This window comes from Sphingomonas sp. MMS24-J45, assembly GCF_044881195.1.
In the GTDB taxonomy this organism is placed as follows: domain Bacteria; phylum Pseudomonadota; class Alphaproteobacteria; order Sphingomonadales; family Sphingomonadaceae; genus Sphingomonas.
This window is the reverse complement of the sequence record NZ_CP173255.1, coordinates 1,954,017-1,980,071: the sequence shown is the minus strand read 5'-3', so window position 1 is coordinate 1,980,071 and position 26,055 is coordinate 1,954,017. Positions and strand designations below refer to the sequence as shown.

Annotated in this window: 24 protein-coding genes and 1 pseudogene; 11 read left to right on the top strand and 14 right to left on the bottom strand. The window is 65.6% G+C overall.

Going from position 1 to position 26,055, the window contains the following annotated elements:
• The first annotated feature begins 68 nt into the window (after window positions 1-68).
• Window positions 69-1,358, top strand: coding sequence for a dicarboxylate/amino acid:cation symporter (locus AB5I39_RS09895; protein ID WP_404365949.1), 1,290 nt, complete (start codon window positions 69-71; stop codon window positions 1,356-1,358).
• Here the strand turns inward: AB5I39_RS09895 and AB5I39_RS09890 are convergent.
• Window positions 1,349-2,044: an NnrU family protein gene (locus AB5I39_RS09890; RefSeq protein WP_404365946.1), complete on the bottom strand. Its 696-nt coding sequence runs from the start codon at window positions 2,042-2,044 to the stop codon at window positions 1,349-1,351. The genes AB5I39_RS09895 and AB5I39_RS09890 overlap by 10 nt on opposite strands.
• Before the next feature lie 11 nt (window positions 2,045-2,055).
• Window positions 2,056-3,849: a peptide MFS transporter gene (locus AB5I39_RS09885; protein ID WP_404365944.1), complete on the bottom strand. Its 1,794-nt coding sequence runs from the start codon at window positions 3,847-3,849 to the stop codon at window positions 2,056-2,058.
• Between the two features lie 115 nt (window positions 3,850-3,964).
• Here AB5I39_RS09885 and AB5I39_RS09880 point away from each other — a divergent pair, with 115 nt between their 5' ends.
• Together AB5I39_RS09880 and AB5I39_RS09875 are read left to right on the top strand one after the other, a co-directional pair.
• On the top strand, window positions 3,965-4,576 hold the full coding sequence (locus AB5I39_RS09880) for a nitroreductase (protein WP_404365941.1): 612 nt from the start codon (window positions 3,965-3,967) through the stop codon (window positions 4,574-4,576).
• 6 nt (window positions 4,577-4,582) lie between these two features.
• Window positions 4,583-4,936: a GntR family transcriptional regulator gene (locus tag AB5I39_RS09875; protein ID WP_404365938.1), complete on the top strand. Its 354-nt coding sequence runs from the start codon at window positions 4,583-4,585 to the stop codon at window positions 4,934-4,936.
• A 91-nt stretch (window positions 4,937-5,027) separates the two neighbouring features.
• On the opposite strand, the gene AB5I39_RS09870 is transcribed toward AB5I39_RS09875, so the two are convergent.
• The 3 genes from AB5I39_RS09870 to AB5I39_RS09860 form a co-directional block, all read right to left on the bottom strand.
• Window positions 5,028-6,671 carry a hypothetical protein gene (locus AB5I39_RS09870; RefSeq protein WP_404365935.1) on the bottom strand — a complete coding sequence of 548 codons (1,644 nt, stop codon included), beginning with the start codon at window positions 6,669-6,671 and terminating at the stop codon, window positions 5,028-5,030.
• A 9-nt stretch (window positions 6,672-6,680) separates the two neighbouring features.
• Window positions 6,681-8,429: a hypothetical protein gene (locus AB5I39_RS09865; protein ID WP_404365932.1), complete on the bottom strand. Its 1,749-nt coding sequence runs from the start codon at window positions 8,427-8,429 to the stop codon at window positions 6,681-6,683.
• A gap of 82 nt (window positions 8,430-8,511) precedes the next feature.
• Entirely contained in the window at window positions 8,512-9,729 is a 1,218-nt protein-coding gene (locus tag AB5I39_RS09860; protein WP_404365929.1) for an argininosuccinate synthase, read from the bottom strand.
• A 77-nt stretch (window positions 9,730-9,806) separates the two neighbouring features.
• Here AB5I39_RS09860 and AB5I39_RS09855 point away from each other — a divergent pair, with 77 nt between their 5' ends.
• Entirely contained in the window at window positions 9,807-10,226 is a 420-nt protein-coding gene (locus tag AB5I39_RS09855; RefSeq protein WP_404365927.1) for a DUF1801 domain-containing protein, read from the top strand.
• 34 nt (window positions 10,227-10,260) lie between these two features.
• Here the strand turns inward: AB5I39_RS09855 and AB5I39_RS09850 are convergent, their stop codons facing one another.
• The 4 genes from AB5I39_RS09850 to AB5I39_RS09835 all read right to left on the bottom strand — a co-directional run bounded on the left by AB5I39_RS09850 (window position 10,261) and on the right by AB5I39_RS09835 (window position 13,820).
• Complete coding sequence (locus AB5I39_RS09850) at window positions 10,261-10,944, bottom strand: DUF2490 domain-containing protein (RefSeq protein ID WP_404365924.1); 684 nt, start codon at window positions 10,942-10,944, stop codon at window positions 10,261-10,263.
• 29 nt (window positions 10,945-10,973) lie between these two features.
• Window positions 10,974-12,206 (bottom strand): class I SAM-dependent methyltransferase, encoded by a 1,233-nt coding sequence (locus AB5I39_RS09845; protein ID WP_404365921.1) that lies wholly within the window; start codon window positions 12,204-12,206, stop codon window positions 10,974-10,976.
• A 73-nt stretch (window positions 12,207-12,279) separates the two neighbouring features.
• Window positions 12,280-13,041: a molybdopterin-dependent oxidoreductase gene (locus AB5I39_RS09840; protein WP_404365919.1), complete on the bottom strand. Its 762-nt coding sequence runs from the start codon at window positions 13,039-13,041 to the stop codon at window positions 12,280-12,282.
• A complete protein-coding gene (locus tag AB5I39_RS09835; RefSeq protein WP_404365916.1) occupies window positions 13,038-13,820 on the bottom strand; it encodes a cytochrome b/b6 domain-containing protein in 783 nt (260 codons plus the stop codon). The genes AB5I39_RS09840 and AB5I39_RS09835 overlap by 4 nt, the downstream gene beginning before the upstream one ends.
• A 106-nt stretch (window positions 13,821-13,926) precedes the next feature.
• Here AB5I39_RS09835 and AB5I39_RS09830 point away from each other — a divergent pair, with 106 nt between their 5' ends.
• Window positions 13,927-14,571 carry a flavin reductase family protein gene (locus AB5I39_RS09830; protein WP_404365913.1) on the top strand — a complete coding sequence of 215 codons (645 nt, stop codon included), beginning with the start codon at window positions 13,927-13,929 and terminating at the stop codon, window positions 14,569-14,571.
• A gap of 25 nt (window positions 14,572-14,596) precedes the next feature.
• Here the strand turns inward: AB5I39_RS09830 and AB5I39_RS09825 are convergent, their stop codons facing one another.
• Complete coding sequence (locus AB5I39_RS09825; RefSeq protein ID WP_404365911.1) at window positions 14,597-15,466, bottom strand: 3-hydroxybutyryl-CoA dehydrogenase; 870 nt, start codon at window positions 15,464-15,466, stop codon at window positions 14,597-14,599.
• A gap of 161 nt (window positions 15,467-15,627) precedes the next feature.
• On the opposite strand from AB5I39_RS09825, the gene motA reads away from it, so the two are divergent.
• From motA to AB5I39_RS09805, 4 genes are all read left to right on the top strand, one after another.
• On the top strand, window positions 15,628-16,491 hold the full coding sequence (motA, locus tag AB5I39_RS09820) for a flagellar motor stator protein MotA (RefSeq protein WP_404365908.1): 864 nt from the start codon (window positions 15,628-15,630) through the stop codon (window positions 16,489-16,491).
• 206 nt (window positions 16,492-16,697) lie between these two features.
• The gene (locus AB5I39_RS09815) at window positions 16,698-17,606 is read left to right on the top strand and encodes a flagellar motor protein MotB (RefSeq protein WP_404365905.1); all 909 of its coding nucleotides are present in this window, start codon (window positions 16,698-16,700) and stop codon (window positions 17,604-17,606) included.
• Window positions 17,603-18,991 carry a glycosyltransferase gene (locus AB5I39_RS09810; RefSeq protein ID WP_404365902.1) on the top strand — a complete coding sequence of 463 codons (1,389 nt, stop codon included), beginning with the start codon at window positions 17,603-17,605 and terminating at the stop codon, window positions 18,989-18,991. Before AB5I39_RS09815 ends, AB5I39_RS09810 begins: the two co-directional genes overlap by 4 nt.
• 10 nt (window positions 18,992-19,001) lie before the next feature.
• Window positions 19,002-20,135, top strand: coding sequence for a GNAT family N-acetyltransferase (locus AB5I39_RS09805; RefSeq protein ID WP_404365899.1), 1,134 nt, complete (start codon window positions 19,002-19,004; stop codon window positions 20,133-20,135).
• Window positions 20,136-20,252: 117 nt separating this feature from the next.
• On the opposite strand, the gene AB5I39_RS09800 is transcribed toward AB5I39_RS09805, so the two are convergent.
• Genes AB5I39_RS09800 through AB5I39_RS09790 form a run of 3 tightly spaced genes read right to left on the bottom strand, consistent with a single transcriptional unit; the run spans window position 20,253 to window position 23,406 of the window.
• The gene (locus tag AB5I39_RS09800) at window positions 20,253-21,164 is read right to left on the bottom strand and encodes an alpha/beta fold hydrolase (protein WP_404365896.1); all 912 of its coding nucleotides are present in this window, start codon (window positions 21,162-21,164) and stop codon (window positions 20,253-20,255) included.
• Between the two features lie 31 nt (window positions 21,165-21,195).
• Window positions 21,196-21,690 carry a hypothetical protein gene (locus tag AB5I39_RS09795; RefSeq protein ID WP_404365893.1) on the bottom strand — a complete coding sequence of 165 codons (495 nt, stop codon included), beginning with the start codon at window positions 21,688-21,690 and terminating at the stop codon, window positions 21,196-21,198.
• Window positions 21,691-21,693: 3 nt separating this feature from the next.
• Window positions 21,694-23,406, bottom strand: a complete 1,713-nt coding sequence (locus AB5I39_RS09790) for an acyl-CoA dehydrogenase (protein ID WP_404365891.1) — start codon at window positions 23,404-23,406, stop codon at window positions 21,694-21,696.
• Between the two features lie 48 nt (window positions 23,407-23,454).
• Here AB5I39_RS09790 and AB5I39_RS09785 point away from each other — a divergent pair.
• Window positions 23,455-24,446, top strand: a pseudogene (locus AB5I39_RS09785) (L-threonylcarbamoyladenylate synthase).
• On the opposite strand, the gene msrA reads toward AB5I39_RS09785, so the two are convergent.
• Window positions 24,443-24,985, bottom strand: coding sequence for a peptide-methionine (S)-S-oxide reductase MsrA (msrA, locus tag AB5I39_RS09780; RefSeq protein ID WP_404365888.1), 543 nt, complete (start codon window positions 24,983-24,985; stop codon window positions 24,443-24,445). The pseudogene AB5I39_RS09785 and the gene msrA sit on opposite strands and share 4 nt — an antisense overlap.
• 66 nt (window positions 24,986-25,051) lie before the next feature.
• Here msrA and galE point away from each other — a divergent pair, with 66 nt between their 5' ends.
• Window positions 25,052-26,053, top strand: a complete 1,002-nt coding sequence (gene galE / locus AB5I39_RS09775; protein ID WP_404365885.1) for a UDP-glucose 4-epimerase GalE — start codon at window positions 25,052-25,054, stop codon at window positions 26,051-26,053.
• Window positions 26,054-26,055: the final 2 nt, after the last annotated feature.

Below are 26,055 nucleotides of genomic sequence, written 5' to 3'. Positions count from 1 at the left end.
CGCGTCCGTTCGGTTATGCCGTGTGTTTTATGAAGGCGTGATAGCGCCGCGTTTCGATAAGGGCGAGTATGTCGCGAAGCTTGAATTCCCCGTCGACCCGAATTCTCGGCGCGCTGATCCTGGGGCTGGTGCTGGGCGTCGTACTCGCCGCCGCGCAGCCAGGCGCCGTGCCGACGGTGGCGGCGGTGGCGCAACCGATCGGCACGGCGTGGCTCAACGCGTTGCAGATGACGGTCATTCCGTTGGTTTTCTCGCTGCTCGTCACCGGCATCGCTGCCACCGCGCAGGCCGCGCGCAGCGGGGCAGTGGCGGCGCGCGCGATCGCCGTAATCCTGACGATCATGGTGTTCAGCGCGGTTGCCGCCGCGATCCTGACGCCGCTGTTCCTGGATTTCGCGCCGATGCCCGCCAGCTCCGCTGCCGCCTTGCGCGGGGCGCTGGCCGATGTCGCGCCCGCAGGACCAGTGCCGCCGCTCGGCGATTTTATGGCGAGCATGGTGCCGAGCAACGTGTTCGCCGCCGCCAGCAACGGCGCGTTCCTGTCGCTGATCCTGTTCGGGCTGCTGTTCGCCTTTGCGCTAACCCGGATCGAGCAGGGCGCGCGCGACACGCTGATCGCGGTGTTCGCGGCGATTCGCGACACGATGCTGGTGATGATCGGCTGGATTATCTGGATCGCGCCGATCGGCGTGTTCGCCCTTGCGGTCAGCGTCGCGGCGAAGACCGGCACGGCGGCGGTCGGCGCGTTGCTGCACTATATCGTCACCGTCTCCTCGGTCGGGGTGGCAGTCAGCCTGTTCGCGCTGCCGCTTGCTGTGTGGGGCGGGCGCGTCGCGATCGGGCGGTTCCTGCGTGAATCGAGCCCGACGCTGGCGGTGGCGCTCAGCACGCAATCCTCGCTCGCCAGCATGCCAGCGATGCTCAAGGCGACCGAGGCGATGGGCGTGCCGGTCGCGACATCGGGCGTGGTGCTGCCGCTGTGCGTCGCGATGCTGCGCGCGACGGGTCCGGCGATGAACCTGGCGGTGGCGATCTATGTCGCGGCGTGGTTCGGCGTGCCGATGAGCTTTGCGACGCTCGCTGCGGCGACGCTGGTCGCGGTGCTGACCTCGCTCGGGTCGGTCAGCTTGCCGGGACAGATCAGCTTCATCGGGGCGATTTCGCCGATCGCTGTGACGCTGGGCGTGCCGATCGCGCCGCTCGGGCTGCTCGTCGCGGTCGAAACGATCCCCGATATCTTCCGCACGCTGGGCAACGTCATTTTCGACATGGCCGTCACGCTGACTGTCGCGGCGCGCAGTGCCCCGGCGGAGCTCAGCGCGGCGGACGCCCTGCTCGCCGATCCGGCTCAGCCATAGACCCAGCGCCATAGCCCGGCGGCGACCCCGGCGATCGGCAGATGCGCCCAGGTCGCCGCGAGCCAGATCACCACGCCCCCGGCCAGGTCATGCGGGCGGAAACCGCCAAATTTCGCGCGGCCCTGCGCGATTGCCGCGAACGGGACGAAGCTCGTCTTCGCCTCCCACGCGCGCCAGCTGTCGCCCTGCAGCGCTTCCTTCTTGGCGTCCTGTAGCTTCGCACCGACCAAAGCGAGGATGATGATCGCGACCGCCACGACGATGTTGGCGGCGATCGGATAGACCGCGATGTGACACAGCCCCCACAAAGCGAAGGCCCACAGCATCGGGTGGCGGGTGATCGCGAAGACGCCCTTCGCGACTTGCGGCGTCGGTTGCCCCGGCGGGCCGGGCAGCGCGGGATTGCCGATCAGCGAGCCCATCAGCAGCACGCTCGCCAGCAGCATGACCAGCGTCACCGCACCCCAGGTCGCCTCCCCCACGCCCCATAACGGCGCGGTCGCGGGGGCCGCCTGATAGGCATGGGCGAGCCAGCCGAGCGTCGCAAAGGCGACCAGCGCATAGACGCCCATGAACCCACCCTGCCCGAGCGCCTTGACGAGCGGGGCGCGTAACGGGTGGGACAACAGGAAATGCGTGCCGACGAACGCCGCCGCGGCGATGGCTGTTTGCGTGATGCCGTCCATATGTCCCCCGGTTATTTGACCCCGTGCATCCACTTCTTCAGCGGCCAGGACAAGGCGAGCAGAATGATGCCCAGCACAATCGCGATTTCGGCGATCGTCGTGAAGGTGCCGGTATAGGTATCGAGGCTGACCTTGAGATTGGTTACCTGACCGCCGACCGTCTCGACGCTGGCGAACTGTGCGACGATGCCTGCGACATATTGCGCGCAGGAAATCGACAGGAACCACACGCCCATCATCAGCCCGACGATCCGCGCGATCGACAATTTGGTGATCATCGACAGCCCGACCGGCGAGATGCACAATTCGGCAAGCGAATGAATCAGGTACAGGCCCGCCAGCCACCAGATGCCGACCTTGAAATCGGGTCCGACGAAGCTTGCGCCCCACACCAGGAACAGAAAGCCCGCGCCCACGCCGACCAGCGCGATGCCGAACTTGATCGGGATCGACGGCTCGATCCCGCGCTTGGCGAGGCTGGTCCACAACAGGCTCATCACCGGTGCGAAGGCCACGATGAAGAAGGCGTTGAAGAACTGCGTCTGCGGTGCGGAAATGCTGAACAGGCCGAACACCGACAGATCGGTATTGCGGTCGGCGAACAGCGTCAGCGACGATCCGGCCTGTTCGAACAGGGTCCAGAACACGACGTTGAACACGATCAGCACCATCGCTGCGAGCATCATCTGGAACTCGCGCCGATCGCCGACGACGAACGACCAGATCAGGATGCCGGGCACCGAGAGGACGAAGGTGCCGAACAGCAATTTGCCCATCAGCGACAGCGAGGCGAGATAGCCGATGAAGCCCGAGCCCGGTTCGGGCGGGGCCGAGTTCATCAGGTTGATGAACAGGAAGTAGAGGACAGGCACGGCGAGCAGCGCGCCGAGGAAAATCGGCAAGGCGCGATCCGGACCGCTTCGCACCGGTGGCTCGCCATAGCCACGGAGCTTGCCGCCATCGAACTGGATCAGCGTATAGGAAATCAACATGCCAACGGCGGCCAGGCCGAAGCCGGCCCACCAGCCGAAGGTTTCGGCAAGGATCGGGCACAGGATCTGCGACCCGAGCGAGCCGAGGTTGATGCCCATGTAGAAGATCGTGAAGCCCGAATCGCGGCGTCGATCGCCGGTCGCGTACAATTCGCCGACCATCGTCGAGATGTTGGGCTTGAAGAAGCCGTTGCCGACCGAGATGAGCGACAGCGCGATCAGCATGATCGTGACGAACAGCGGGCTGCGATCGGCATCGGATTTGAAGCCGTCCTTGGCGATCGTCCGCGCCGTCGTGCCGTCGCTGCCCAACAGGCTGACGGTGCCATCGTCATTGCCCTTGACCTGCAGCCGCTTACCTTGGTCGATGACGTAACGGGTTTCGGTGCCGCCGGTATTTTCGACCTGAACTTCATAGCGCGTACCGTCGATCGTCGCGAACGGCACCGCAGTCTGACCACCGAAGCACAAAGTAAAATAGCCGACCGCCATCATGATCGCGCCGAATTTCACCGACCGTTTGGAGCCGAGATACTGATCGGCAAGGTACCCGCCGACCAGCGGCGTCAGATACACCAACGCCGTGAAGCCGCCGTAAAGGCCCGTCGCCGCCCGGTCGCCGAACACGAAATGCTTGGTGAGATACAGCGTGAGCAGCGCGCGCATGCCGTAATAGCCAAAGCGCTCCCACATTTCGGTGGTGAACAGCCGCGCCAATTGCCGGGGATGCCCGAACCAGGTTTCGCCCGCCGCCGGATTGACGTGCGTGATATCCGGCTCGCGCGGGGTATCCGCGGTCGGGGTGTCCACCATTTGATGCTCCTTGAATCTTTTTCGACACCGTCGATCGCGGCGCGGTTGGTTGCGCGCGAGACTAACGCCAATCGCGAGTGTGTAAATATCTCTCCGCCCACGCTAAGGGCTGGCCATGCTCAATGACCCCACCTCCCCGCTCTCGCTCCTTGCCACCCGCCGCTCGGGCAAGCCGCGCGATCTGGTCGCGCCCGGGCCCGATGCCGCCCAGCTCGCCACGATCCTAGAGATCGCCGCGCGCGTGCCCGATCACGGTAAGCTCGCGCCGTGGCGTTTCGTCATCGTCGAGGCCGAGCAGCGCGAGGCGCTCGCCACGCTGATCACCGACGCGTATCGCGTCGAGCGGCCGCAAGCATCGGCGACCGAGATCGCCGCACTCGAACAGTTCGCGCATCAGGCACCGGCGCTGGTGGTCGTCTTGTATTCACCGCGCACGACCAGCCACATTCCTTTGTGGGAGCAGCAATTGTCGTGCGGGGCGGCGTGCATGAACCTGCTGCATGCGACACACGCGCTGGGTTTTGCGGGCGGCTGGCTGACCGGCTGGGCGAGCACATCGGACGCAGTGCGCGATGCGTTCGGCGCGGATCCGGAACGGATCGCCGGGTTCTTTTTCCTCGGTACGCCCGCCAAGCAATTAGAGGAACGTCCCCGTCCCGATATGAGCACGATCATTACAAGGTATGAGGGATACAAGACTGGACTTTATCGCCCATTGCTGTATTAGGGCAGCATGACAGCCCTGAACAGCGAAGACAGCCCGGTCTATATCAAGCTGCGCGGAACGATTTCCGCCGCGATCCTGCGTGGTGAGTATCGCGCGGGGGATCAACTTCCCTCGGTTCGTGCGCTCGCCGCCGAACATGGGGCCAACCCGCTGACCGTCGCCAAAGCATATCAAAGCTTTCAGGATGACGGTTATGTCGAGGTGCGGCGCGGGGTCGGCATGTTCGTGCTGCTGGGCGCTGCGGAAAAGCTGCGCGCGGCGGAACGCGACCTTTTCCTGAAGACCAGCTGGCCGCGCATCGCCGCGCATATCGAGCTGCTGGGGATCGACGTCGCGGATTTGCTGGAAACGACAGCGTAGAAGCCGCCCGCTCCGTTCGCCCTGAGCTTGTCGAAGGGCCCGGCCCCGGCGAACGGTTCTGGGACAGTCCGACTAATCAAGCGGGTCCGCGCTAGTACGGCGTCGGTCGCGGCCTCGCGGTCTTCAATTCCTCGTCGCTGATCTCGATTCCCGGCTGGCTGTGGTCGACGCGGAACAGCACGCTGCTGCCATCGCGCCACACCTCGACCAGCCCCTGGTTGAATTTGGGTTCATAGGCTGGCGGGCGCACCAGCCAGACATAATCGAACGCATCGCGCGGAAAGCGCGCCATCGCCTTGCTGATCGGGCGCCACCATTCGCGCGGGCATTGCGCGCTGGTCACGATTTCCGACGGATCATGCGCGAAGCGTTGCGCCGCACGATAGCGCACGGTCAGCAATTGGGCGCCCGCCATCGACCATTGATCGTTCGAATAGGCCATCTTGCGTTCCAGCGCGATCGCCGAGAGATGTTCGAGCCGGCTCATCGTCCACGGAGCGCCGCATTGCGTGCCGATAAAGGTGACGAGCTTCGCGCCCACGGGCACGTGATTCAGCGCCTTCAATTCGCGGTCATAATCGTTCGCGAACATCCAGTAACTGACCGTGCCCGCGCCGATTCGCGCCACGAAAAACAAGAGGCCGAGTGCCGCCAGCGTCGCGCTACCGCGAATCGACAGGCCGCGCTTGGCGCGGACGGCGATCACCGCAATCGCAAAGACGAAAGGGACGAGCCGCATATCGGCATAAGCCGATCCGAAAACGATGCGCGGCAACAGCAGATACACCGCGAGCAGGAACAGCGCCGACAGGCCGAGATTGCGCGAATATTCCACGGCAGGATCGCGAAAGCCGCGAAACAGGATCACCATCAGCGTGGCGACCGAGGCCATGTCGAACGCCATCCAGCGATCACGCAGCGCCATCGTCGCGTAACCGATCTTGGCGCGCCAGTTGAACCAGTCGGCGGTCTGCCCGGTGACATGTTCGCCGCTGCGCCACGCGATCATCAGCACGATCGGAAGCGCGAGCGGGATACAGCCGATGCCAGCGCGGACCCATGCCTTGATCCAGCTCAGCGGCCCGCGATCGGTCCGCGCGTCATGCTGGCGCACCATCTCGCCCGAGAAAGCGAGCACGCCGAGCACGCCCCAGCCGAACGTGTGGCACACCCACAAGGCGCACGACAGCGGCACGAAGATCGCTGCACGCAGCCGGAAGCGCCGCTGCCGGGCAAGGCGCAGCCACAAGGCAAAGGCATTGAGCGCTATCGCCATCGACAGCGCGAAATTCACGAAACCGAACTGGAACGGGTAACTATACGCGAGCGGTAGCGCGAACAACGCCGTCGGCGGAATGCGGCCATGCACTTCGCGTGCGATCCACAACAGGCCCGTCACCATCAGCGCCGGGATCGTCATGACGATCAGCTTGACCGCCAGCTCCAGCCCGAACAGCGGGGCAAGCGGAACAATCAGCAAGTCGATCCCGAGATTGCCGATCAACTGCCAATTGAAATTATACCAGTCGAGCAGCCACGGATATTGATCGTGCGACAGCTGAACGCGGTAGCGCCCCATATGGCCGGGCAAATCGACCAAGGGCGGGATCTCCGGGCGGAGCAGCGGCACCATCGCGAGAAGCGCCATGATCGCGACAAACCAGCGCGTCTGCCACCAATGCAGCGTCGGGCCGCCATCCGCCGCGCCCGATCCGTGAATGTCCGCCCCGTTCATCTGCGGCTCTTACCGCGCGGGAGGTTCCGGAAACAAGCCGGGTTCGACGATGAAGAGGCTGAGCGCAGGATCGGATGATGCGATCGGGCGCAGCCAATGCGGGGCGGGACGATCGCGCAGCACCGCAGCGAGCGACCCGGCAGGCGCGTCGGCAAAGGTATCGCTGCACAGCGCGACATAGCGCACGTCCCATTGCCGCAGGATGGTGGCGGCACGTGCGGGCGTCCCCAGAAAGGCGTGATACACCGCCAGATTGCCGGCATTGTTGCGGTGATACGGCGCGCCGACCACGGACAGCCGCGTCGCGCCGATCGCATAGGCACCGAGATCGAGCGGCGCGAGCAGCCGTCCGGGCGGCAGCTGGGCGAGACCGGCGAGCGCGGCGGGATCGGTGCAGCTGCCCAGTGGCCGCGACGCGGGTGCGGCGGGGCCGGCCGTTTCCAGTACCATCGCATGGGCCGCAAGCGGATAGAGCATTCCGGCGGAGGCGATCCAGGCGCTTGCCAGCCAGACCGACCCGCGCGCGCGTGCCGCAGCGATCACGGCGGCCAGGCTGGGAGCCGCCAGGATCGCGCCCGCATAGGCACCGCGCACCTGCGCGAGGGTGAGCAGCAACGCCGCCACCTGCACGATCAGCAAGCCGCCCCACCGCCCGTCGCGCGTCGAGAGCAGTCGCCAGGCGCTCGCCAAAATCCCGGCCAGCATCACCCCCGCATAGCCGATCGCGGTGGCGGCCGGTGCGGCAAACAGCGACTGTGCCTCCCCCACCTTTACCAGCCACAGCCGCACCAGCAGCGGATCGACCATGCCGTAGGGCGCGACACATTGCGGCGCGACCAGCACCATGCCGACGCCAATCACCGCAGCGATGATTCCGCCCAGCACTGCCCGTGTCAGCGGTCGGGCGATATCGCGTGCCGCGAGCGCCATGCCCATCGGCGCGAACGCCGCGATCACGCCCGCGCGCCACGCGATCATCGTGAAGCCATCACACCCGGCATAATTCCAGCCATTGGTGCGAAACACGATCGACGCGGCGAGCAGGCCAGCGCCGACGCCGATGCCGAAGCCCATCATGCGATCATCCGCGCCGGAACGTGCGCGCAGCCATTCCAGCGTCATCGCGCCCCCTGCCGCCACGATCAGCGGGGCCGTTTCCAGTCCGATCACCAGGCTCGCCGCTGCGGCCAGCCCTGCTGCCAGCCCGGGTTCCATCGCCGGACGCGAGACGAGCGAGCGCACCACGATCAACAGCAGCACGATCTGCAGCCCGTGATGGTCGATTCGACCGGGCAGAAAAATCGTCGTCGCTGGAAAAGCGACGGCCGCCACCACGATTGCGGTCCGCGCCACCGGCGCGCCGCCCAGCACGCGCGCGATCCGCGCGGTCAGCACCAGCGCGGCGGCGAACAGCAAGGTCGGCCAGACGATGACGGCGACGAGCTCGGCCGAATGCGTCCCGATCAACGGCGTCAGCGCGCGAATCAGCGTGCCCGGCACGAGATCGGGCAGGCGCGACCAATGCATCAGCAGGCCGGGCGGTGCGCCAAGCCGGTGCTGCGCCACATCAGCAAAACCCTGCCCGCCGAGCCAGTCGCGAATCTGCTGCAGGCGCATCACGTCGTCGGTGTCGGGCAGACGCAGCGCCGACAGCGCCGCCCAGTCGCGCCACGCCCACGCCGCCGCCATTACGACGGCCAGCGCGAACGCGCACAGTACATCGCCCAACCGGCTGCGGCGGAGGTCGTCCAAGTCCATGCGGCGGACGTTAGGCGAAGAGCGTTAAAACTCCCCTTTCCCGCGCACTACCCGAAAGAGGGGGGACGCGTGAGCGCACGGGTCAGCGATCGCGCCGCCCGAGCAACCGCAGCCGCAGCGCGTTCAGCTTGATGAAGCCGGCCGCATCGCGCTGATCGTAGGCGCCCTGATCATCCTCGAAGGTCACGACCTTTTCGGAATAGAGCGAATAAGGCGACTTGCGCCCGGTCACGATCACCGAGCCCTTGTACAGCTTCAGCCGGACGGTGCCGGCGACCTTTTCCTGGCTATAGTCGATCGCCGCCTGCAGCATTTCGCGTTCGGGGCTGAACCAGAAGCCGTTGTAGATCAGCTCGGCATAGCGCGGGGCGAGTTCGTCCTTCAGGTGCGCGGCACCGCGATCGAGCGTCAATTGCTCGATCCCGCGATGCGCGAGGTGATAGATCGTGCCGCCCGGCGTTTCGTACATCCCGCGCGACTTCATGCCGACGAAGCGGTTCTCGACCAGATCGAGCCGCCCGATGCCGTGCTTACGGCCGAGATCGTTGAGCGCCGCGAGCAGTGTGGCGGGCGACATGCCGACGCCGTTCAGCGCGACGCCGTCCCCGCGTTCGAAATCGATCGTGATCGTCTCGGGCTCGTTCGGCGCATCCTCCGGGTTGACCGTGCGCGAATAGACGTAGTCGGGGACCTCGTCCCACGGATCCTCCAGCACCTTGCCCTCGGATGAGGTGTGCAACAGGTTGGCATCGGTCGAGAAGGGCGCCTCGCCGCGCTTGTCCTTGCTCACCGCAATCTGATGCTGTTCGGCGAATTCGATCAGCCGGGTGCGGCTGGTCAAATCCCATTCGCGCCACGGCGCAATGACCTTGATGTCGGGCGCCAGCGCATAATAGCCGAGTTCGAAGCGAACCTGATCGTTGCCCTTGCCGGTCGCGCCGTGGCTGACCGCGTCGGCATTGACCGCCCGCGCGATCTCGATCTGGCGCTTGGCGATCAGCGGCCGCGCGATCGAGGTGCCGAGCAAGTACAGCCCCTCGTACAGCGCGTTGGCGCGCATCATCGGGAAGACGTAATCCTTCACGAATTCCTCTCGCAGATCGTCGATGAAGATATGCTCGGGCTTCACGCCGGCCGCCTCGGCCTTTTTGCGCGCGGGCTCCAGCTCCTCGCCCTGGCCGAGATCGGCGGTGAAGGTGACGACCTCGCAGTTATAGGTCTGCTGCAGCCATTTCAGGATGACGGAGGTGTCGAGCCCGCCCGAATAGGCGAGAACCACTCGATTGATCTGGTCGGTCATGACATACTCCTGCAGGACGGCGGCGGCGCGCTTTAGGGGCGGGAGGCCCCTTGGCGCAAGCGACTCGGGGGGAGCAGATGGCGGCAAGCAACAAGACTGTCGAGAGCGATGCGAGCGTGGCGGCGTTTCTGGCGCAGGTCGAACCGCCCGAACGCGCCGAGGATGCCCGCGCGCTGATCGAAATCCTGCGCGACCTGACCGGGCTGGAACCCGCGATGTGGGGGTCGGCGATCATCGGCTTCGGCAGCGTGCATTATCGCTACGACAGCGGGCGCGAGGGCGACATGGCGGCGATTTCCTTCTCCCCGCGCAAGGCCGAACTGGCGCTCTATGTCGGGGCGAGCAACGCCAATGTCGCCGCCCTGCTTCCCGCTTTGGGCAAGCATCGCACCGGCAAGGGATGCGTTTATGTGAAGCGCCTGGCGGATGTGGACGCGGGGGTGTTGCGGGAGGTGCTGCAGACCGCCTGGGCCAACCGGCTGGCCAATGCGGCCTGAGCGCCTGACCGCCTTTGGCTCGCGTGAGCCGCGATCAGAAGCGCGCGACCAGCGTCACGGGCAGGATGTGATCCATCCGGTCCTCCGCACCGCGGCGACGGATGTAGCGATTCATATAGCCGACATCGGCGGTCAGCTTCGGCGCGATCGGCAGGTTCAGGCCGACGAAATTGCGCACCTGATCGAACCCCGCCGCCTGACCAAAGGGGGTGGAATTGAACGCGACGAAGGTTTCGCTCGACAGCACGAATTGCGTGTTCCGGCGGTCGATCGGCGTGGTGTAGCGCAGCATCTGTCGCAGGCGGTGGCCGGTCCCCGCCCGCCCCTCGACCCAGCGTTGTTCAAGCCGGGTACGCGATACCAGATTGCCGCCCGCAACCTTGCCGACATTCCACATCGCCTGCTGCACCGCGCGATGCTCGCGCACCGCCGGGCGCCCGGACGGGTTGCTGGCGACATAGGTATAGCCGCCCCACAGGCTCAGCGTCCTGGTCGCCTGCACGCCGACCAGCGGACGGATCAGGATGGTCGGCGCATCGGTCCCACGGTCGCTGACGCGAAGGGATCCATCGACCGAGCCGAGCAGCTTGCCCGCCAGCGGCCCTTGCACCCAGAACGACGCCCACGCCTCGCCATCCTGCTCCTGCGCGGCCGCGACGCTGGGAAAAGCGGCTAGCAGCGCCAGCGCCGCTGCCGAAAGCACATGCGATCCGGTCATTCGAGTCTTCTCCCGAAATGAAGACCGGCTCAGCTCTGTGCGCGGTACTTCTGCTCCGTCTCCATTATATAGTCGCGCGTGATCGGAAGGACGTGGCGGTTCTTCGCAATCTGCACCTGGTAATTGACCATGCCGCCATATTGGAACGCCGCCGCGGCCCCGGCGAGATAGAATTGCCACATGCGGTAGAACTTCTCGTCGTACAGCGCGATGATCTGATCGCGGGCGGCGAGCACGCGGTCGTACCAGGCGTCGAGCGTATAGCCGTAGTGCAACCGCAGCACCTCGACGTCGGTGACCATGAAGCGCAGGCCTTCATTGGCCGAGATGATTTCCGACAGCGCGGGGTTGTAGCCGCCGGGGAAGATCCACTTGGTGGTCCATTTGTCGGTCACGCCCGGCCCACCGGCACGGCCAATCGTGTGGAGCAGCATCACGCCATCGTCGGTCAACAGATCGCGGCATTGCCGGAAGAAGGTCTTGTAATGCGCCGGGCCGACATGTTCGAACATGCCGACCGAGACGATCCGGTCGAACTTGCCTGTGACATGGCGGTAATCGATCAGCTCGAACTTCACCTTGTCGGCGACGCCCGCTGCGGCGGCGCGTTCGCGCGCGACCTTCAACTGTTCCTCCGACAGCGTCACGCCGAGCACTTCGGCCCCGGTATGCCGATGCAGGTACAGCGCCATCCCGCCCCAGCCGCAGCCGATGTCGAGCACCGTCATGCCGGGCTTCAGCGCCAGTTTCGCCGCGATATGCGCTTTCTTGTCGGATTGCGCCTGTTCGAGCGTGTTGGCCGGGTCGGTATAGTAAGCGCAGCTATATTGCCGGTCGGCATCGAGGAAGAGATCGTACAGCCGGTCCGACAGATCGTAATGGTGCGCGACGTTGCGTTTCGAGCGGCGGGCCATGTTGATGCGGCCGATACGATGCGTCACCGCCTGGATCGCGCGGGTCGGGGCAGAGGCGGCGAGGCCGTTGTTCCCCGCCTCCCACGGGTCGTTCTTGGTTAGCAACCGGACGAGATCGCGCACGTCGCCTTGCTCGACAACGAGGCGGCCGTTCATATAGGCTTCGCCCGCGCCCAGCCCCGGATCGCGCAGGATCGCGGCGGCGGCGCCCGCATCGGTAAAGCGGATCGCGACATCGGGATAGCCCGGCGTCGGCGTGCCGAAGGTCATCGTCTTGCCGTCGGCATGGTGGACGGTCAGCGTGCCATGGACGACGCGGCGGGAAAGAAAGAGATCGATCAGGGCCATAGCACCATGTCCCTAAAGTCGTGGGTGCAGTGCGGCAATGGCTTCGCGCGATTCAGCGGAGCGGGGACCGTATTCAGATGCCCGCATACCAATCGTAATCGATCGCATCTTCCCAATAGCCGCCCTTGCCCTTGCCGATTCCGGCGAGCGAGGCGACCGCGTCGATCTGCATCACATATTTGGCGTTCTTATAGCCAAGCTGGCGTTCGACGCGCAGCCGGATCGGCGCACCGTGCGCGACGCTGAGGATCGCATCGTTCATCGCCCAGGCGAGGATCGTCTGCGGGTGGAAGGCGTCGATCAGGTCGATCGATTCGTAATAATTATGGCCGGAATAGAGATCGGCGCAGGTGAACACGATGTAGCGCGCGGTGTTGCGCACCCCCGCCGCCTTGAGGATCGTGCCGAGCATCGGTCCGTGCCACTTGCCGATCGCGCTCCACCCCTCGACGCAATCGTGCCGCGTGATTTGCGTGCGTGCTGGCATCGCGAGCAACTGCTGATGCGAAATTTCGAGCGGACGGTTGACGAGGCCACCGACCTTCAACCGCCAATTCGCGAATTTCTCCGCGACCATCGCGTTGTAGGTTGGCGTATTGGGATTGCGGGTGCCGTTGACGCGGAAGATCGGCGACATCTGGTCGGGGCGATATTCCTTGGCCAGCGCATCACGATTACTGAGCGCGCGGGCCAGGTGATAATTGATCTTCTCGCCCGCGAACAGAATTGGCCGGGTCGAGGGGCCGTTCTGGAACTTGTCGCAGCCGGTGAGCAGCGCGCCGGCGCCAAGCGCCCCTGTGGTCAGCAGGCTCCGCCGCGTGATGATGCCGCTCATGCTCCATTCTCCTGCGGATGCGCGCCGTGAGCGTCGGGCACGGTCCACCAGCCGGTGATCATCGACTTTACCTCGCCGAACGCACCCGCCAGGATGACCAGCGCGAGATGCACGATGATGAAAATCACCAGCCCCGATGCGGCGAGGAAATGCACCGATCGCGCCGACGCGCGCCCGCCGACCAGATCGAGCACCCACGGCCAGGCCGCGACCATCGTCGGCGACAAGGCCAGGCCCGACAGGATCATCGTCGGGATCAGCACGAAGATCGCGGTGACATAGGCGATCTTCTGGAAGATGTTGCGCGCATTGGGGTTCTTCGGATCGTGGAAGCGCAGCGCCGCATGTTCCTTGGCATCGAACCACAAATGCGCGGGCGACAATTCCTTCAGGCGGATACGCAGATCCTTCTGGAAATGCTTGTTGATGAGACTCGACACCATGAAGAACAGCAGCCCGAAGGCGAACACCAGAGCGAACGTCAGATGCCAGCGCCGCGCGATCGCGAGGTTATAGCCCGCCGGAATGGTGAGATAGGACGGCGCGTGGGGCGGGTTGAACCACGGATGATCCGGATTCGCGCCGAATTCGCCCCAATAGAGGTGCGGATGCGCGTTGAGGATCGTCAGGCCGCTGCCGATCATGATGAAGATCGTAACGACATTGACCCAATGCCAGATCCGCGTGGTCAGGCGGTGGCGATAGAGCGGCGTGCCGGGCGGTGGAACCGCCGCTGGCTCGGCGGGTTCGGGCGATGCGGTGAGGGTTGCTTCGGTCATGCAGGTCCCTATTCGGCCGAAATCGGGCTGAGGTTACGTGGTGGCCAACACTAGGCCAATAGCCCCGTCACGACAGCGCCAAATTTGCGATAGGAACCGATCCGGGATGCCACAGCACCATTTCCCCCAGCATCATTTCTACGAACCGCGCGACGGGCATAAGACGGTGCCGGGCCTGGCGCATGATCCGTTGAACGCGATCGTAGCACCGCGACCGATCGGCTGGATCAGCACGGTGTCCGCTGCGGGGGTACGCAATCTCGCGCCATACAGCTTCTTCCAACTGTTCAATTACCGCCCGCCGATCATCGGTTTCGCCTCGACCGGGTGGAAGGACAGCGCCGCGAACATCACTGAAACGGGCGGGTTCGTGTGGAACCTGGTGACGCGCGATCTGGCCGAGGCGATGAACGCGAGCGCGGCCACGGTCGATCCCGACACCGACGAATTCGCGCTCGCCGCGCTGGAGATCGCCCCGTCCAAACTCGTCGCACCACCGCGCGTCGCCGCCAGCCCGGTCGCGTTCGAATGCCGCCACACCCAGACGCTGCAACTGACCGATCTGGCAGGGACCGACCTCACGACCTGGCTGATCCTGGGCGAAGTGATCGGCATCCACATCGCACCCGAACTGATTCACGACGGCAGCTACCGCACCGCCGCCGCCCAACCGATCCTGCGCGGCGGAGGGCCGGGGGATTATTTCGAGATCACCGAGGACACGCTGTTCCGGATGCGGCGGCCGGAATAGCGCAGCCGAACCCTGTCATGTCGGTTCACCGCGTCGGCACCGGCTCCGCGCCCGAGTAATCGTAGAAGCCGCGGCCGGTCTTGCGGCCGTACCAGCCCGCCTCGACATATTTCACCAGCAGCGGCGCCGGGCGGAACTTCGGATCGCCCGTCCCCTCGAACAGCACGCGGGTGATTTCGAGACACGTGTCGAGCCCGATGAAGTCGGCGAGCGTCAGCGGGCCCATCGGGTGGTTGAGGCCAAGCTGGCAGCCGAGGTCGATGTCGCGCACGCTCGCCACGCCCTCGCCAAGCGCAAAGCACGCTTCGTTGAGCATCGGCATCAGCACGCGATTGACGATGAAGCCCGGCGCATCGTTGGCGCGCACCACCTGCTTGCCGAGCGTGCCGACATAAGCCTCGACCGCGTCGACCGTCGCGTCGCTCGTGGCGAGGCCGCGAATCAGCTCGACCAGGCCCATCACCGGCACCGGATTGAAGAAATGCACGCCCATGAATTGCGCCGGATCGGGGGCCGCCTGCGCGAGCCGCGTGATCGGTATCGACGAGGTGTTGCTGGCGAGGATCGCGGTGTCAGACAGCACCTTGCCGAATTCGCCGAAGATCGCGCGCTTGATCTGTTCGCGCTCGGTCGCCGCTTCGATGACGAGGAACGCCGGGGCCATGTCGGCGACGCTTTCGACCGGCTCGATCAGCGCGAGTGCCGCATCGCGCGCCTCGGCAGTAATCTTTTCCTTGGTCACGGCGCGGTCGAGCTGTTTCGCGATTCCCGCCTTGCCCGCCTCGGCACGTTCGCGCGACACGTCGGACAGCAGCACATGATAGCCTGCCTGCGCCGAAACCTGGGCGATGCCCGCCCCCATCTGGCCTGCGCCGATCACGCCGATGCTCTTCATGCTGCCGTTCCCTTGGTGAAAGATGCGCGTTTCCCTCGCATTTCACTCGGGCGATGTCATCCCCGCCAATCGGTGGTTAACCGATTGAATACCAAATCGAGGGTAAGTCCGGCGCACGGCGGTCCGATGGACGCGCGCAGCGCAGGGGCAGAACGCAGACCATGTTTCCCATTATAGGCCTTGTCGTCCTGCTGGTGATGATCTTCGGTGGTTTTGCGATCACCGGCGGCGCGCTCGGCCCGGTGATGGAGGCCATTCCGCACGAAATGCTCATCATCGGCGGGGCCGCGGTCGGCGCGCTGATCATCGGCAATTCGATGAAGGAGCTGAAGGCGCTCGGCGGCGGCGTAATGAAGGTCTTCAAGGGGCCGAAGTACAAGAAACAGGATTATCTCGACGTCATTTTCCTGGTGTCGAAGCTGATGAAGATGCTGCGCACCGAAGGGCCGATCGCGCTGGAGCCGCATGTCGAGGACCCGAAATCGTCCGCCGTCTTCGCCGATTATCCGCGCCTGCTCGCCGACCACACCCTCACCAACCTGATCGCCGATACGCTGCGCCTCGTCGTCGTGTCGTCGGGTACGCTCGACGTCCATGCGGTCGAGGACGTGATGGATAACATGATCAAGACCCACCACCACGAGGTGGAAGGGCCGCACGGGACGATCTCATCGCTGGCCGACGCGCTGCCCGCTTTGGGCATCGTCGCCGCCGTGCTGGGCGTGGTGAAGACGATGGGATCGATCGACAAGCCGCCCGCGATCCTGGGCGCGATGATCGGGTCGGCGCTGGTCGGCACCTTCATGGGCGTGCTCTTGGCCTACGGCATCGTCGCGCCGCTCGCCAACCGGTTGAAGCAGGTGATCGAGGCCGACGCCGCGATCTATCACGTGGTGAAGCAGATCATCATCGCCTCGCTCCACGGCCACCCGCAGCCGCTGGTGATCGAAGCGGCGCGATCGGGCATTGCGCATTCGAACCAGCCGGGCTTCGCAGAAGTGTTTGACGGTTTGCGGGGACGGTAAAAGATGTTCACGCAAAACCGCGCAGACACGAAGATGCGTTTTTCGCGCGGAGAGGCGGGGGACGCTGAGACTAAGGCGCGGGCATCCGTTCGTGAAATCCACGCGCTACGTCGGCTTGCCGTGCCGTCTTTCTATCTCCGCGCCGCGAAGGCTGTGCAGGATTTGTCCGCGCTTCGCGCCTTTGCGCCTTCGCGTGAGCAGCGCTGATGGCCGCCGCGCGCGCACCGCACGGCACCAATGTGCCGCCCAAGATCATCTACAAGAAGGTCTATATCGAGGGACATGGCGGCCATCACGGCGGCGCGTGGAAGGTCGCCTATGCCGATTTCGTGACGGCGATGATGGCGTTCTTCCTGCTGATGTGGCTGCTGGGTGCGACCAATGAGAAGCAGCGCAAGGCGCTGGCCGATTATTTCTCGCCGACCCTGATCGAGCTCAAACAGAACAGCGCGGGTTCGAACGGGATTTTCGGCGGATCGTCGATCACCGACAAGGACAATTACGCGCACCGCGCAAGCCAGAGCGGCACGCGATCGATGACGGTCCCGGTCGAAGCGATCGGCGGCGATCAGGTCGGCACGGGGCAAAAGGGCACGCTCAAGGACAAGGCCGCGCTGTCGGCCGAGGACCGCAAGAATTTCGAGGCGATGAAGCGCAAGGTCGATTCGGCGATGGCCGCCAGCCCCAACCTGTCGAAGCTGTCCAAGCACGTCCGCTTCGTGCGTACGCCCGAGGGCCTGCGCATCGATCTGCTCGACGATGCCGATTATTCGATGTTCGATCTCGGCACGACACAGCTCGAGGCCCGCGCTTCGTCGCTGATCGGGTTGATCGCGCAGACGATCAAGGGCACCACCAACCCGATCATGATCCGCGGCCACACCGACAGTCTTGGCTATGGCGACCCGCTGGCGATGAACAATTGGATGCTGTCGAGCGCGCGCGCCGAGGCGACGCGGCGGCGGCTGGCGGCGGGCGGGATCGGCGAGACGCGCTTCAACCGGATCGAGGGCGTTGCCGACCGTGAACCGATGATCAAGGACAACCCGACCGACCCGCGCAACCGCCGCGTCGCGATCACCCTGCTCTACCGCGCTACAGCCTTCGGTCAGTGACGGCCGGTCGACGCCTCCCCGGATGGGCGATACCGGGGGCGGTCCAGGCGGTACTGGGCGGGCTGCTCCTCTATGGCCTGACCGGCATCCCCGATCTTGCCGCGCGCTGGGGAGCGTCGGCGGGCAGCGTTGTTGCGGTGATCGGCTGGATCGCGCTTGCGGCACTCGGGTTTGCGTTGTTGCGCGATCGACCGCGCCGCCGGAGCTTCGCTTTGCTGGCACTGCTGTTGATGGCGGTGCGCATCGCTTTTGCGTTGCTGGCGGTGTGGCGCACCTCGACTGGCGACCCCAACGCCTATCTCAACCTCGCCAAGGGGCTGCTCGCGGGGCAGGGTCTCGTCATCTACGATCCCTTTTTCGGCAGCGCGTGGCGGGCTTTGTTCCCGCCGCTATACCCGCTGCTGCTTGCCGGGTGGGGGGCGCTGTTCGGCTTTTCGACGCCGTCGGTGCTGGCGCTCGGCACGCTGACCGATGCGGCGGCGGCGGGCGCGATCGTGCTGCTCGGCGCACAGCTTGGCAGCGCGGCCGCCGGGCGGCGCGCGGCGTGGCTGTATCTCATCTGGCCGTCGGTGCTGTTTTCGGCGCCGCTCGCACAGAAGGAATTGCTGTGCGCGCTGTTGGTGCTGGCGCTCGCCTTGTTCTGGCTGCGGCGCCCGGCGGGATGGCGCGGGGCGTTGGCGCTGGGTCTGCCGGCCGGGCTGCTGGCGCTGACGCAACCGGGCGAGGCACCGCTGGCGGCGTTATTCGGGCTGGTGCTGGTCGGCCAGATCGGGCTGTGGCCGGTGCTGGCAACGGGTTTGCGCGGTGCGGTCATCGCTGCGGTCGTGATGCTGCCGTGGTGGATTCGCAACTGGCTGCTGTTCCATGCCTTCGTGCCGCTGACCACGGCGAGCGGCGCCAGCCTGTGGATCGGCAACAATCCCGAGGCGACCGGCAATTGGGAACCGCCACCGCCTGAACTGAAGGGCATCCCCGAACTCGCTTATGGTCGCCGCATTCAGGCGATCGCGGTCGAATGGATTCGGAGCCACCCCGCGGATTTCGTACGCCTGTCCATCACCAAATTCCTGCGCGCCTGCGGGATCGCGCAGTTTGGAGTCACGCGGCTGGTCGCGATGGGCCCGCCCTTTCCGCGAATGCTGGCGGCGGCGCTGTGGCCGCTTGCGCACGGATCGCATCTGCTGCTGCTTGGCGGGGTAGCGCTGCGGCTGGGGCGCGTGCCGGTGACGCTCGTGCTGTTGATCGCCGGCTGTGGCCTGCAATTGCTGCTGTTCGGCATCTGGTTCGAGTTTGGCGAGCGGCACCGCGAATTCGTCACGCCATTTTTGCTGCTCGCCTTGTGCTGGACGTTCGCCCCGGTTGAGAAAACCGCACCGACGCCCTAGCTTGGGCAGCGTGAGTAAAGCCGTCACTGCCCGCATCGCCGACGGCGTCTCCGCAATTCCGGCGCCGGATTGGGATGCGTGCGCGGGGAGCGCCAACCCGTTCGTCAGCCACGCTTTCCTGTCGATTCTCGAGAAATCCGGCAGCGCCCGGTCGCGCACCGGGTGGCAGCCGGTCCCGATCATCGTTGACGGCCCCGACGGCAAGCCCGCGGCGATCGCGCCCGCCTATGCCAAGAGCCACAGCCAGGGCGAATATGTCTTCGACCACGCCTGGGCCGATGCGTGGGAGCGCGCGGGCGGGCGCTATTATCCGAAACTGCAGATCGCGGTGCCCTTCACCCCCGTGCCGGGACCGCGGTTGCTGCTGCGCGATGCGGGTCAGGCCCCCGCCCTGATCGCCGCGATCGAAGCGGTGACGGACCAGCACGGCCTGTCCTCGGCGCACGCCACCTTCGTCAGCCCGGATCAGGTCCCCGCATTCGAGGCGGCGGGTTGGCTGATCCGCGAAGGGCTGCAATTCCACTGGCAGAATCAGGGGTATGCGACCTTCGACGATTTCCTGGGCGAGCTCGCCAGCCGCAAGCGCAAGGCGATCCGCAAGGAACGTGCCGCCGCGGTCGAGGGGCTGACGATCCGTCACCTCACGGGCGTGGAGATAACCGAGGCGCATTGGGACGCGTTTTGGGTATTCTATCAGGACACCGGCGCGCGCAAATGGGGGCAGCCGTATTTGACGCGATCCTTTTTCTCGCTGCTGGGACAGACCATGCCGGACCAGATCCTGCTGATCCTTGCCGAGCGCGACGGGCGGCCGATCGCGGGGGCGCTCAACCTGATCGGGGCGGATACGCTGTACGGGCGGTACTGGGGCTGTACCGAGGACGTGCCGTTCCTGCATTTCGAGCTGTGCTATTATCAGGCGATCGACGCGGCGCTCGTGCGCGGGCTGAAAACGGTCGAGGCGGGCGCGCAAGGGGAACACAAGCTTGCGCGTGGCTATGTGCCGGTCCCGACCTGGTCGGCGCATTACATTCCCGATCCCGGCTTTCGCCGCGCGGTCGCGGATTTTCTAGGGCAGGAGCGGGCGGCGATCGAAATGGATCAGGAATTTCTGGGGACGATGACGCCGTTCAAGAAGGGATAACGCTCTGACTCCCCATTCGCCCTGAGCCTGTCGAAGGGCTGTTCTCCGCATTAACGACGCCATTTGCGGAGAGCAGGGCTTCGACAAGCTCAGCCCGAACGGAAGTGAGGATCGCGGTTACCGCCGGAACCGCGCCAGCCACCCGCTCAAGATGGCATTGACCTCATCCGGTGCTTCTTGCTGCACCCAGTGCGAGACACGGGGCAGGCGGTGGATTTCGAAATCGGGGCAATAGACCTCGGTCCCCTGCGAACAGCCGATCCCGAGCGCCGTATCCTCCTCGCCCCAGATCATCAGGGTCGGCGTTTCGATCCGACCGTCGCCGGTGGGTGCGTTGCTGCCCGATCGGATCATCGAGCGATAGTAATTGATCATCGCGGTCAGCGCACCGGGCCGTGCCGCTGCCTTGCGATAGACGTCGAGCACCGCGCGCGGGAAGGCACTCTTGTCGACGGCCATGTTGCGGATCGCGCGCGCAATCCCCGCCGCATCGTTGCGCCCGAACATCCGCTCGGGCAGGCCGGGCAGCTGGAAGAAGGCGACGTACCAGCTCCGCCGCTTCTGCTCCCAGGTCTTCAGCTCGCGCGCGAAGACGTGCGGATGCGGCACGTTCATGATGACCAGCCCGACCAGCGGCCGCGCGCGCCGGATCGCGAATTGCCACGCGATGATCGCGCCCCAATCATGCGCGATCAGCAGCACTTCCTTCGCGCCGCTGGCATCGATCAGGCCGACCAGATCGCCGATCAGCCGGTCGAGATGATAGGCCGCCACGCCCTTCGGCCGATCGCTCGCGCCATAGCCGCGCAGATTGGGTGCCCAGACCCGCCAGCCCGCCGCGCTGAGCAGCGGCATCTGATAGCGCCAGCTGAAGTTGAGTTCGGGAAAGCCGTGGACGCACAGCGCCAGCCGATCGGTGGAGCCATCGGCGGCAGGCAGTTCGGCGAGTTCGAGGGTCACCTCGCCCGCCGGCTGCATCCGCAGCGTGATCCCGCTGTCGGCGGGCGGTATCCACGACCAGTCGGTCAAGCGAAGGCCACATTCAAGGGAAGACGAGGGGTCAGTATAACAAGACGCATTCGTCCATCTCGCGAAAGATTGGCGCATCCAGCGTAGGCTGGTCGCCCACCACAATCTGCAGACTGTGGTCATAGTAGCGCCGTTGATGATGGCCGTCGATGGCGGTGTTGACCCGTAGGATCAGCCGCTGTCCGAGCGGGAGCCGCGCGATCAAACCCCGGAGGTTCGGTCGCGCGGGTTTCTGCAAATAGAAATGCGCCGCTCCCGGATCGAGCATGACCTCGGCATGGTCGCCCCGGATGGTAATCCCGACGCCGTCTTGCTGCAGGTGCAGCGGCGCGGGGGTCCAGCTTTCCTGCGGCGCATAATCCTGCTCCGCCTCCATCACGATATACTGCAGCCAGCCGCCCGGATGCGCGCGCGGCGTGCTCGCGGGCCACTCCCGCCGGAGCGCATTACGTCGCGTTCCCGCCGCGGCACCGCGTTCGTCCTTGGTCCACCCGATACGGATATGCTGGACCAGGATGCTCGGCATGGATCAGGCCGCGAACGCCTCGGGCTGGACCGCGTACAGCACGCTCGCCTTGGCCGTTGCCGCCGCGCGCAGACCGAGCGCCTCGGGCACGATCTGATCGACATAGAAGCGGCACGCCGCACGCTTCATCTGTGCGAAATCGTCCTCGCCGGTCGCCAGCCGCCCGGAACGCTCCATCAGCCAGCCGCAGGTCGCGACCGACAGCATGGTGAGGAAGGGATAGCTTGCCGCGAGCTTGTCGTCGGCATCCATCCCCGCCATGCCGCGCCCGATTTCGTCGCAGGCGTCGATCAGCGAGACGAGCCCCGCATCCTGCGCCTCGGCGCGCATATCGGCGATCAGGCGGGCGAACACGCCGCCATTGTCCATGCCAAGCTTGCGCCCGACCAGATCGGCCGCCTGGATGCCGTTGGTGCCTTCGTAAATCGGGGTGATGCGCGCATCGCGGAAGAACTGCGCCGCGCCGGTCTCCTCGATATAGCCCATGCCGCCGTGGATCTGGATGCCGAGGCTGGAAACTTCATTGCCGATGTCGGTGCCGTGCGCCTTGGCGAGCGGGGTGAGGATGTCGAGCCGCTCCTGCCCGCCGGTTTCCTTCAAGGTCGCGCGATCGACCTGCGCGGCGGCGTAATAGACCAAAGCGCGCGCCGCCATCGTCTGCGCCTTCATCCGCAGCAACATGCGGCGGACATCGGGATGCTCGATAATCTTGACCGGCTCGGCGCTGCCCGACCCGGCGCGCGCCGATTGCACACGATCGAGCGCATAGGCCACCGCCGCCTGCGTCGCGGCCTCGGCGACCTGCACGCCCTGCAGGCCGACGTTCAACCGCGCATTGTTCATCATCGTGAACATCGCGCGGATGCCGCCGAATTCGGCGCCGATCAGCTCGCCGACGCAATCGTCCTGATCGCCGAAGCTCAGCACGCAGGTGGGCGAGGCATGGAGGCCCATCTTATGCTCGATCGACACGACGCGGACATCGTTGAAATCGCCCGGTGTGCCGTCCGCGTTGAGCCGGTATTTCGGTACGAGGAAGAGCGAAATGCCCTTGGTCCCGGCGGGCGCGCCGGGCGTGCGCGCGAGTACGAGGTGGACGATGTTGGGCGCCATGTCGTGGTCACCGAACGAAATGTAGATCTTGGTGCCCTTGATCAGGAAGGTGCCGTCGCCACGCGGCGTCGCGGTGGTGCGCAAAGCGCCGACGTCCGAACCGGCCTGCGGCTCGGTCAAATTCATCGTGCCGGTCCACTCACCCGTCGCCAGATGCGGCAGATACAACGCTTGCTGCTCCGCGCTACCATGATGCGCCAGTGCCTCGATCGCGCCGACCGTCAGCGTGGGCGCGAGCGCGAAGCCCATGTTGGCGGTGCCGAGCGTGTCGAGCACCGCGGTCTGGATGACGAACGGCAGGCCCTGCCCGCCGAATTCCTCGGGCACGCCGATCGTGCCCCAGCCGCCCTCGACATAATCGTGATAGGCCTTCACGAAGCCGTCGGGCATCACCACGCCCTCGGGCGTCCATTTCGCGCCGACGGTGTCGCCCGCGCGCAGCAGCGGCGCCCATTCGCCCGCCGCGAATTGGCCGACCCCTTCCAGCACCGCATCGACGACATCGTCGCTGGCGGCGGCGAAGCGTTCGGTCGCGGCGAGATCGGCGATGCGCGCGACATGGTCGAGCACGAAACGCTGGTCGGCGGTGGCGGGGGTAAACATGGGACATCCTCTTATGCGACGGGGTTTGCGCCGCTATAGCGCCCCGTGATGACCGCGCCAAACCCGCCTTTCGAGACGCAGACCTTACCCTACGGCGAGGCCGCGATTGCCGAGGCATCGGCGCTGATCGCAGCGGGACAGCCGGTCGCGGTGCCGACCGAGACGGTTTACGGGCTGGCGGCGGACGCGACCGATTCGGCAGCGGTCGCACGGATTTATGCCGCCAAGGGGCGGCCGAGCTTCAACCCGTTGATCGTCCATGTGCTCGATCTGGCGGCGGCGGAGCGGATCGCGCGGTTCGATGCGGATGCGCGGGGGCTGGCCGAGGCGTTCTGGCCGGGGCCGCTGACCTTGGTGCTGCCGCTGCGCGCCGATGCCGGGATTGCGTCACTGGTGGCGGCGGGACTGGACACGATCGCGATCCGCGTTCCCGCGCATCGCGCGATGCGGGCGCTGCTGGAGGCGACGGGGAAACCGCTCGCCGCGCCCTCGGCCAATGCGAGCGGTGCGATCAGTCCGACCCGGGCGGCGCATGTCGTGGCGAGCCTGGGGGACGGATTCCGCTGGTGATCGACGACGGGGCGACGGAGGCGGGGCTTGAATTGACGATCGTGATGGGCCGCACGGTGTTGCGGCCGGGGCCGGTGACGGCGGCGGAGATCGACACGCTGTGCTCCGGCGAAGGCCGGAGCCCAGGGTTGCAAGGAACCTCGCTCGAAACGCAACGCTCCGGCCTTCGCCGGAGCACGGTCATCACTGCACCCGGCCAGCTTGCCAGCCATTATGCGCCGCGCAAGCCGCTGCGGTTAAATGCCCTCGAGGCGGCGGGCAGCGAATATCTCATCGGCTTCGGCAGCATCTCGGGAGATGAAACCCTCTCCCGCACAGCAGACCGGATCGAAGCCGCCGCAAACCTCTTCGACGCCCTTCACCGTGCCGATGCAAGCGACCATGCCAGCATCGCAGTCGCGCCGATCCCGGAAGACGGCGTCGGCGCAGCGATCAACGACCGCCTGCGCCGCGCCGCGCATCGCGATTAAGCGCTTACCGCCTTCGACCGCGCCGCAAAGCTCTTGCGCAGCTTGGCGAGCTTCGGGGGGATCACCGCGAGGCAGTATGGATTGCGCTGCCCTTCACCTTCCCAATATTGCTGATGATAGTCCTCCGCGGGATACCATTCCGACAGCGGCTCGATCGTCGTCACGATCGGCGCGGGCCAGTCGGCGGCGGCGCGCGCCATCGCGGCGATCGCTTCTTCGCGCTGCGCCTCGTCATGCGGGAAGATCGCCGAGCGATATTGCGTGCCCACGTCATTGCCCTGGCGATTGAGCGTCGTTGGATCGTGCGTCGCGAAAAACATGTCGAGGATGTCGCCATACGAAACCTGATCGGCGTCATAGGTCACGCGGATCGCCTCGGCATGGCCGGTCGCGCCGCTGCACACCTGCTTGTACGTCGGATTGGGGACCGAGCCGCCAATATAGCCGCTTTCGACCGACTCGACGCCGATCACGTCCTTGAACACCGCCTCGGTGCACCAGAAACATCCGCCCGCGAGGGTCGCGACTTCGCTTGCCATCATTCGCTCCTTGTTTAGGGCTGAAAGATAGGGACGCGGGACCGCGACATAAAGGGTGAGGCACAGATGCTGGACGGATCGGTACTGGTAACGGGCGGCGCGGGCTATATCGGCAGCCATGCGGTGCTGGCGCTGCTCGATGCGGGACACCGCGTGGTGGTGTACGACAATCTGTCGACCGGGTTCGACTGGCTGGTCGACCCGCGCGCGACGCTGGTGACGGGCGAAATCGAGGACGACGCGCTGGTCCGCGCGACGATGCGCGATCACAACGTCGCGGCGGTGATGCACTTCGCCGGGTCGATCATCGTACCCGAATCGGTCAGCAACCCGCTCAAATATTACCGCAACAACACGGTCGCGAGCCGTGCGCTGATCGAAAGCGCGGTCGTATCGGGGGTGAAGCATTTCATCTTCTCCTCGACCGCAGCCACCTATGGCACGCCCGAGAAGGTGCCAGTGGCGGAGGGCGACCCGACCGTGCCGATCAACCCCTATGGCACGTCGAAGCTGATGACCGAGGCGATGCTGCGCGACGTGGCGGCGGCGCATCCGATCAATTACGCCGCTTTGCGCTATTTCAACGTGGCAGGTGCCGACCCGCAACAGCGCAGCGGACAATCGACCGTCGGCGCGACGCACCTGATCAAGATTGCGGTCGAGGCGGCGCTGGGCAAGCGCGCGAGCGTCGGCGTGTACGGCACCGATTATGCGACGCCCGACGGCACCGGCGTGCGCGACTATATCCATGTCAGCGATCTGGCGGCGGCGCATGTCGCGGCGCTCGACTTGCTGGTGGCCGAGCCGACCAAGAGCCACACGCTCAACGCCGGCTATGGCAAGGGCTTTTCGGTGCTCGAAGTCCTCGATGCCGTAGACCGGGTGACCAATATGAAGCTTAACCGCGTGGTCGAGGGCCGCCGTGCGGGCGATGCGGGCGAACTGGTCGCGGATAACAGCGCGATCCTCGCCACGCTCGACTGGACGCCGCAGCGGGCCGATCTCGACACGATCGTACGCGATGCGCTTACGTGGGAGCGCACGCTCAGCGAGCGCTCCCGGGGATGATC

What these genes read in the sequence shown, in the direction of transcription:
- AB5I39_RS09870 (WP_404365935.1), bottom strand. Translation starts at nt 6,671, where the DNA reads ATGAACGGGGCGGACATTCACGGATCGGGCGCGGCGGATGGCGGCCCG.
- AB5I39_RS09865 (WP_404365932.1), bottom strand. Translation starts at nt 8,429, where the DNA reads ATGGACTTGGACGACCTCCGCCGCAGCCGGTTGGGCGATGTACTGTGC.
- AB5I39_RS09795 (WP_404365893.1), bottom strand. Translation starts at nt 21,690, where the DNA reads ATGCCGAGCATCCTGGTCCAGCATATCCGTATCGGGTGGACCAAGGAC.
- AB5I39_RS09825 (WP_404365911.1), bottom strand. Translation starts at nt 15,466, where the DNA reads ATGAAGAGCATCGGCGTGATCGGCGCAGGCCAGATGGGGGCGGGCATC.
- AB5I39_RS09850 (WP_404365924.1), bottom strand. Translation starts at nt 10,944, where the DNA reads ATGACCGGATCGCATGTGCTTTCGGCAGCGGCGCTGGCGCTGCTAGCC.
- AB5I39_RS09830 (WP_404365913.1), top strand. Translation starts at nt 13,927, where the DNA reads ATGCCACAGCACCATTTCCCCCAGCATCATTTCTACGAACCGCGCGAC.
- AB5I39_RS09840 (WP_404365919.1), bottom strand. Translation starts at nt 13,041, where the DNA reads ATGAGCGGCATCATCACGCGGCGGAGCCTGCTGACCACAGGGGCGCTT.
- motA (WP_404365908.1), top strand. Translation starts at nt 15,628, where the DNA reads ATGTTTCCCATTATAGGCCTTGTCGTCCTGCTGGTGATGATCTTCGGT.
- AB5I39_RS09880 (WP_404365941.1), top strand. Translation starts at nt 3,965, where the DNA reads ATGCTCAATGACCCCACCTCCCCGCTCTCGCTCCTTGCCACCCGCCGC.
- AB5I39_RS09895 (WP_404365949.1), top strand. Translation starts at nt 69, where the DNA reads ATGTCGCGAAGCTTGAATTCCCCGTCGACCCGAATTCTCGGCGCGCTG.
- AB5I39_RS09790 (WP_404365891.1), bottom strand. Translation starts at nt 23,406, where the DNA reads ATGTTTACCCCCGCCACCGCCGACCAGCGTTTCGTGCTCGACCATGTC.
- AB5I39_RS09885 (WP_404365944.1), bottom strand. Translation starts at nt 3,849, where the DNA reads ATGGTGGACACCCCGACCGCGGATACCCCGCGCGAGCCGGATATCACG.
- AB5I39_RS09890 (WP_404365946.1), bottom strand. Translation starts at nt 2,044, where the DNA reads ATGGACGGCATCACGCAAACAGCCATCGCCGCGGCGGCGTTCGTCGGC.
- galE (WP_404365885.1), top strand. Translation starts at nt 25,052, where the DNA reads ATGCTGGACGGATCGGTACTGGTAACGGGCGGCGCGGGCTATATCGGC.
- AB5I39_RS09835 (WP_404365916.1), bottom strand. Translation starts at nt 13,820, where the DNA reads ATGACCGAAGCAACCCTCACCGCATCGCCCGAACCCGCCGAGCCAGCG.
- AB5I39_RS09815 (WP_404365905.1), top strand. Translation starts at nt 16,698, where the DNA reads ATGGCCGCCGCGCGCGCACCGCACGGCACCAATGTGCCGCCCAAGATC.
- AB5I39_RS09860 (WP_404365929.1), bottom strand. Translation starts at nt 9,729, where the DNA reads ATGACCGACCAGATCAATCGAGTGGTTCTCGCCTATTCGGGCGGGCTC.
- AB5I39_RS09855 (WP_404365927.1), top strand. Translation starts at nt 9,807, where the DNA reads ATGGCGGCAAGCAACAAGACTGTCGAGAGCGATGCGAGCGTGGCGGCG.
- AB5I39_RS09845 (WP_404365921.1), bottom strand. Translation starts at nt 12,206, where the DNA reads ATGGCCCTGATCGATCTCTTTCTTTCCCGCCGCGTCGTCCATGGCACG.
- AB5I39_RS09875 (WP_404365938.1), top strand. Translation starts at nt 4,583, where the DNA reads ATGACAGCCCTGAACAGCGAAGACAGCCCGGTCTATATCAAGCTGCGC.
- msrA (WP_404365888.1), bottom strand. Translation starts at nt 24,985, where the DNA reads ATGGCAAGCGAAGTCGCGACCCTCGCGGGCGGATGTTTCTGGTGCACC.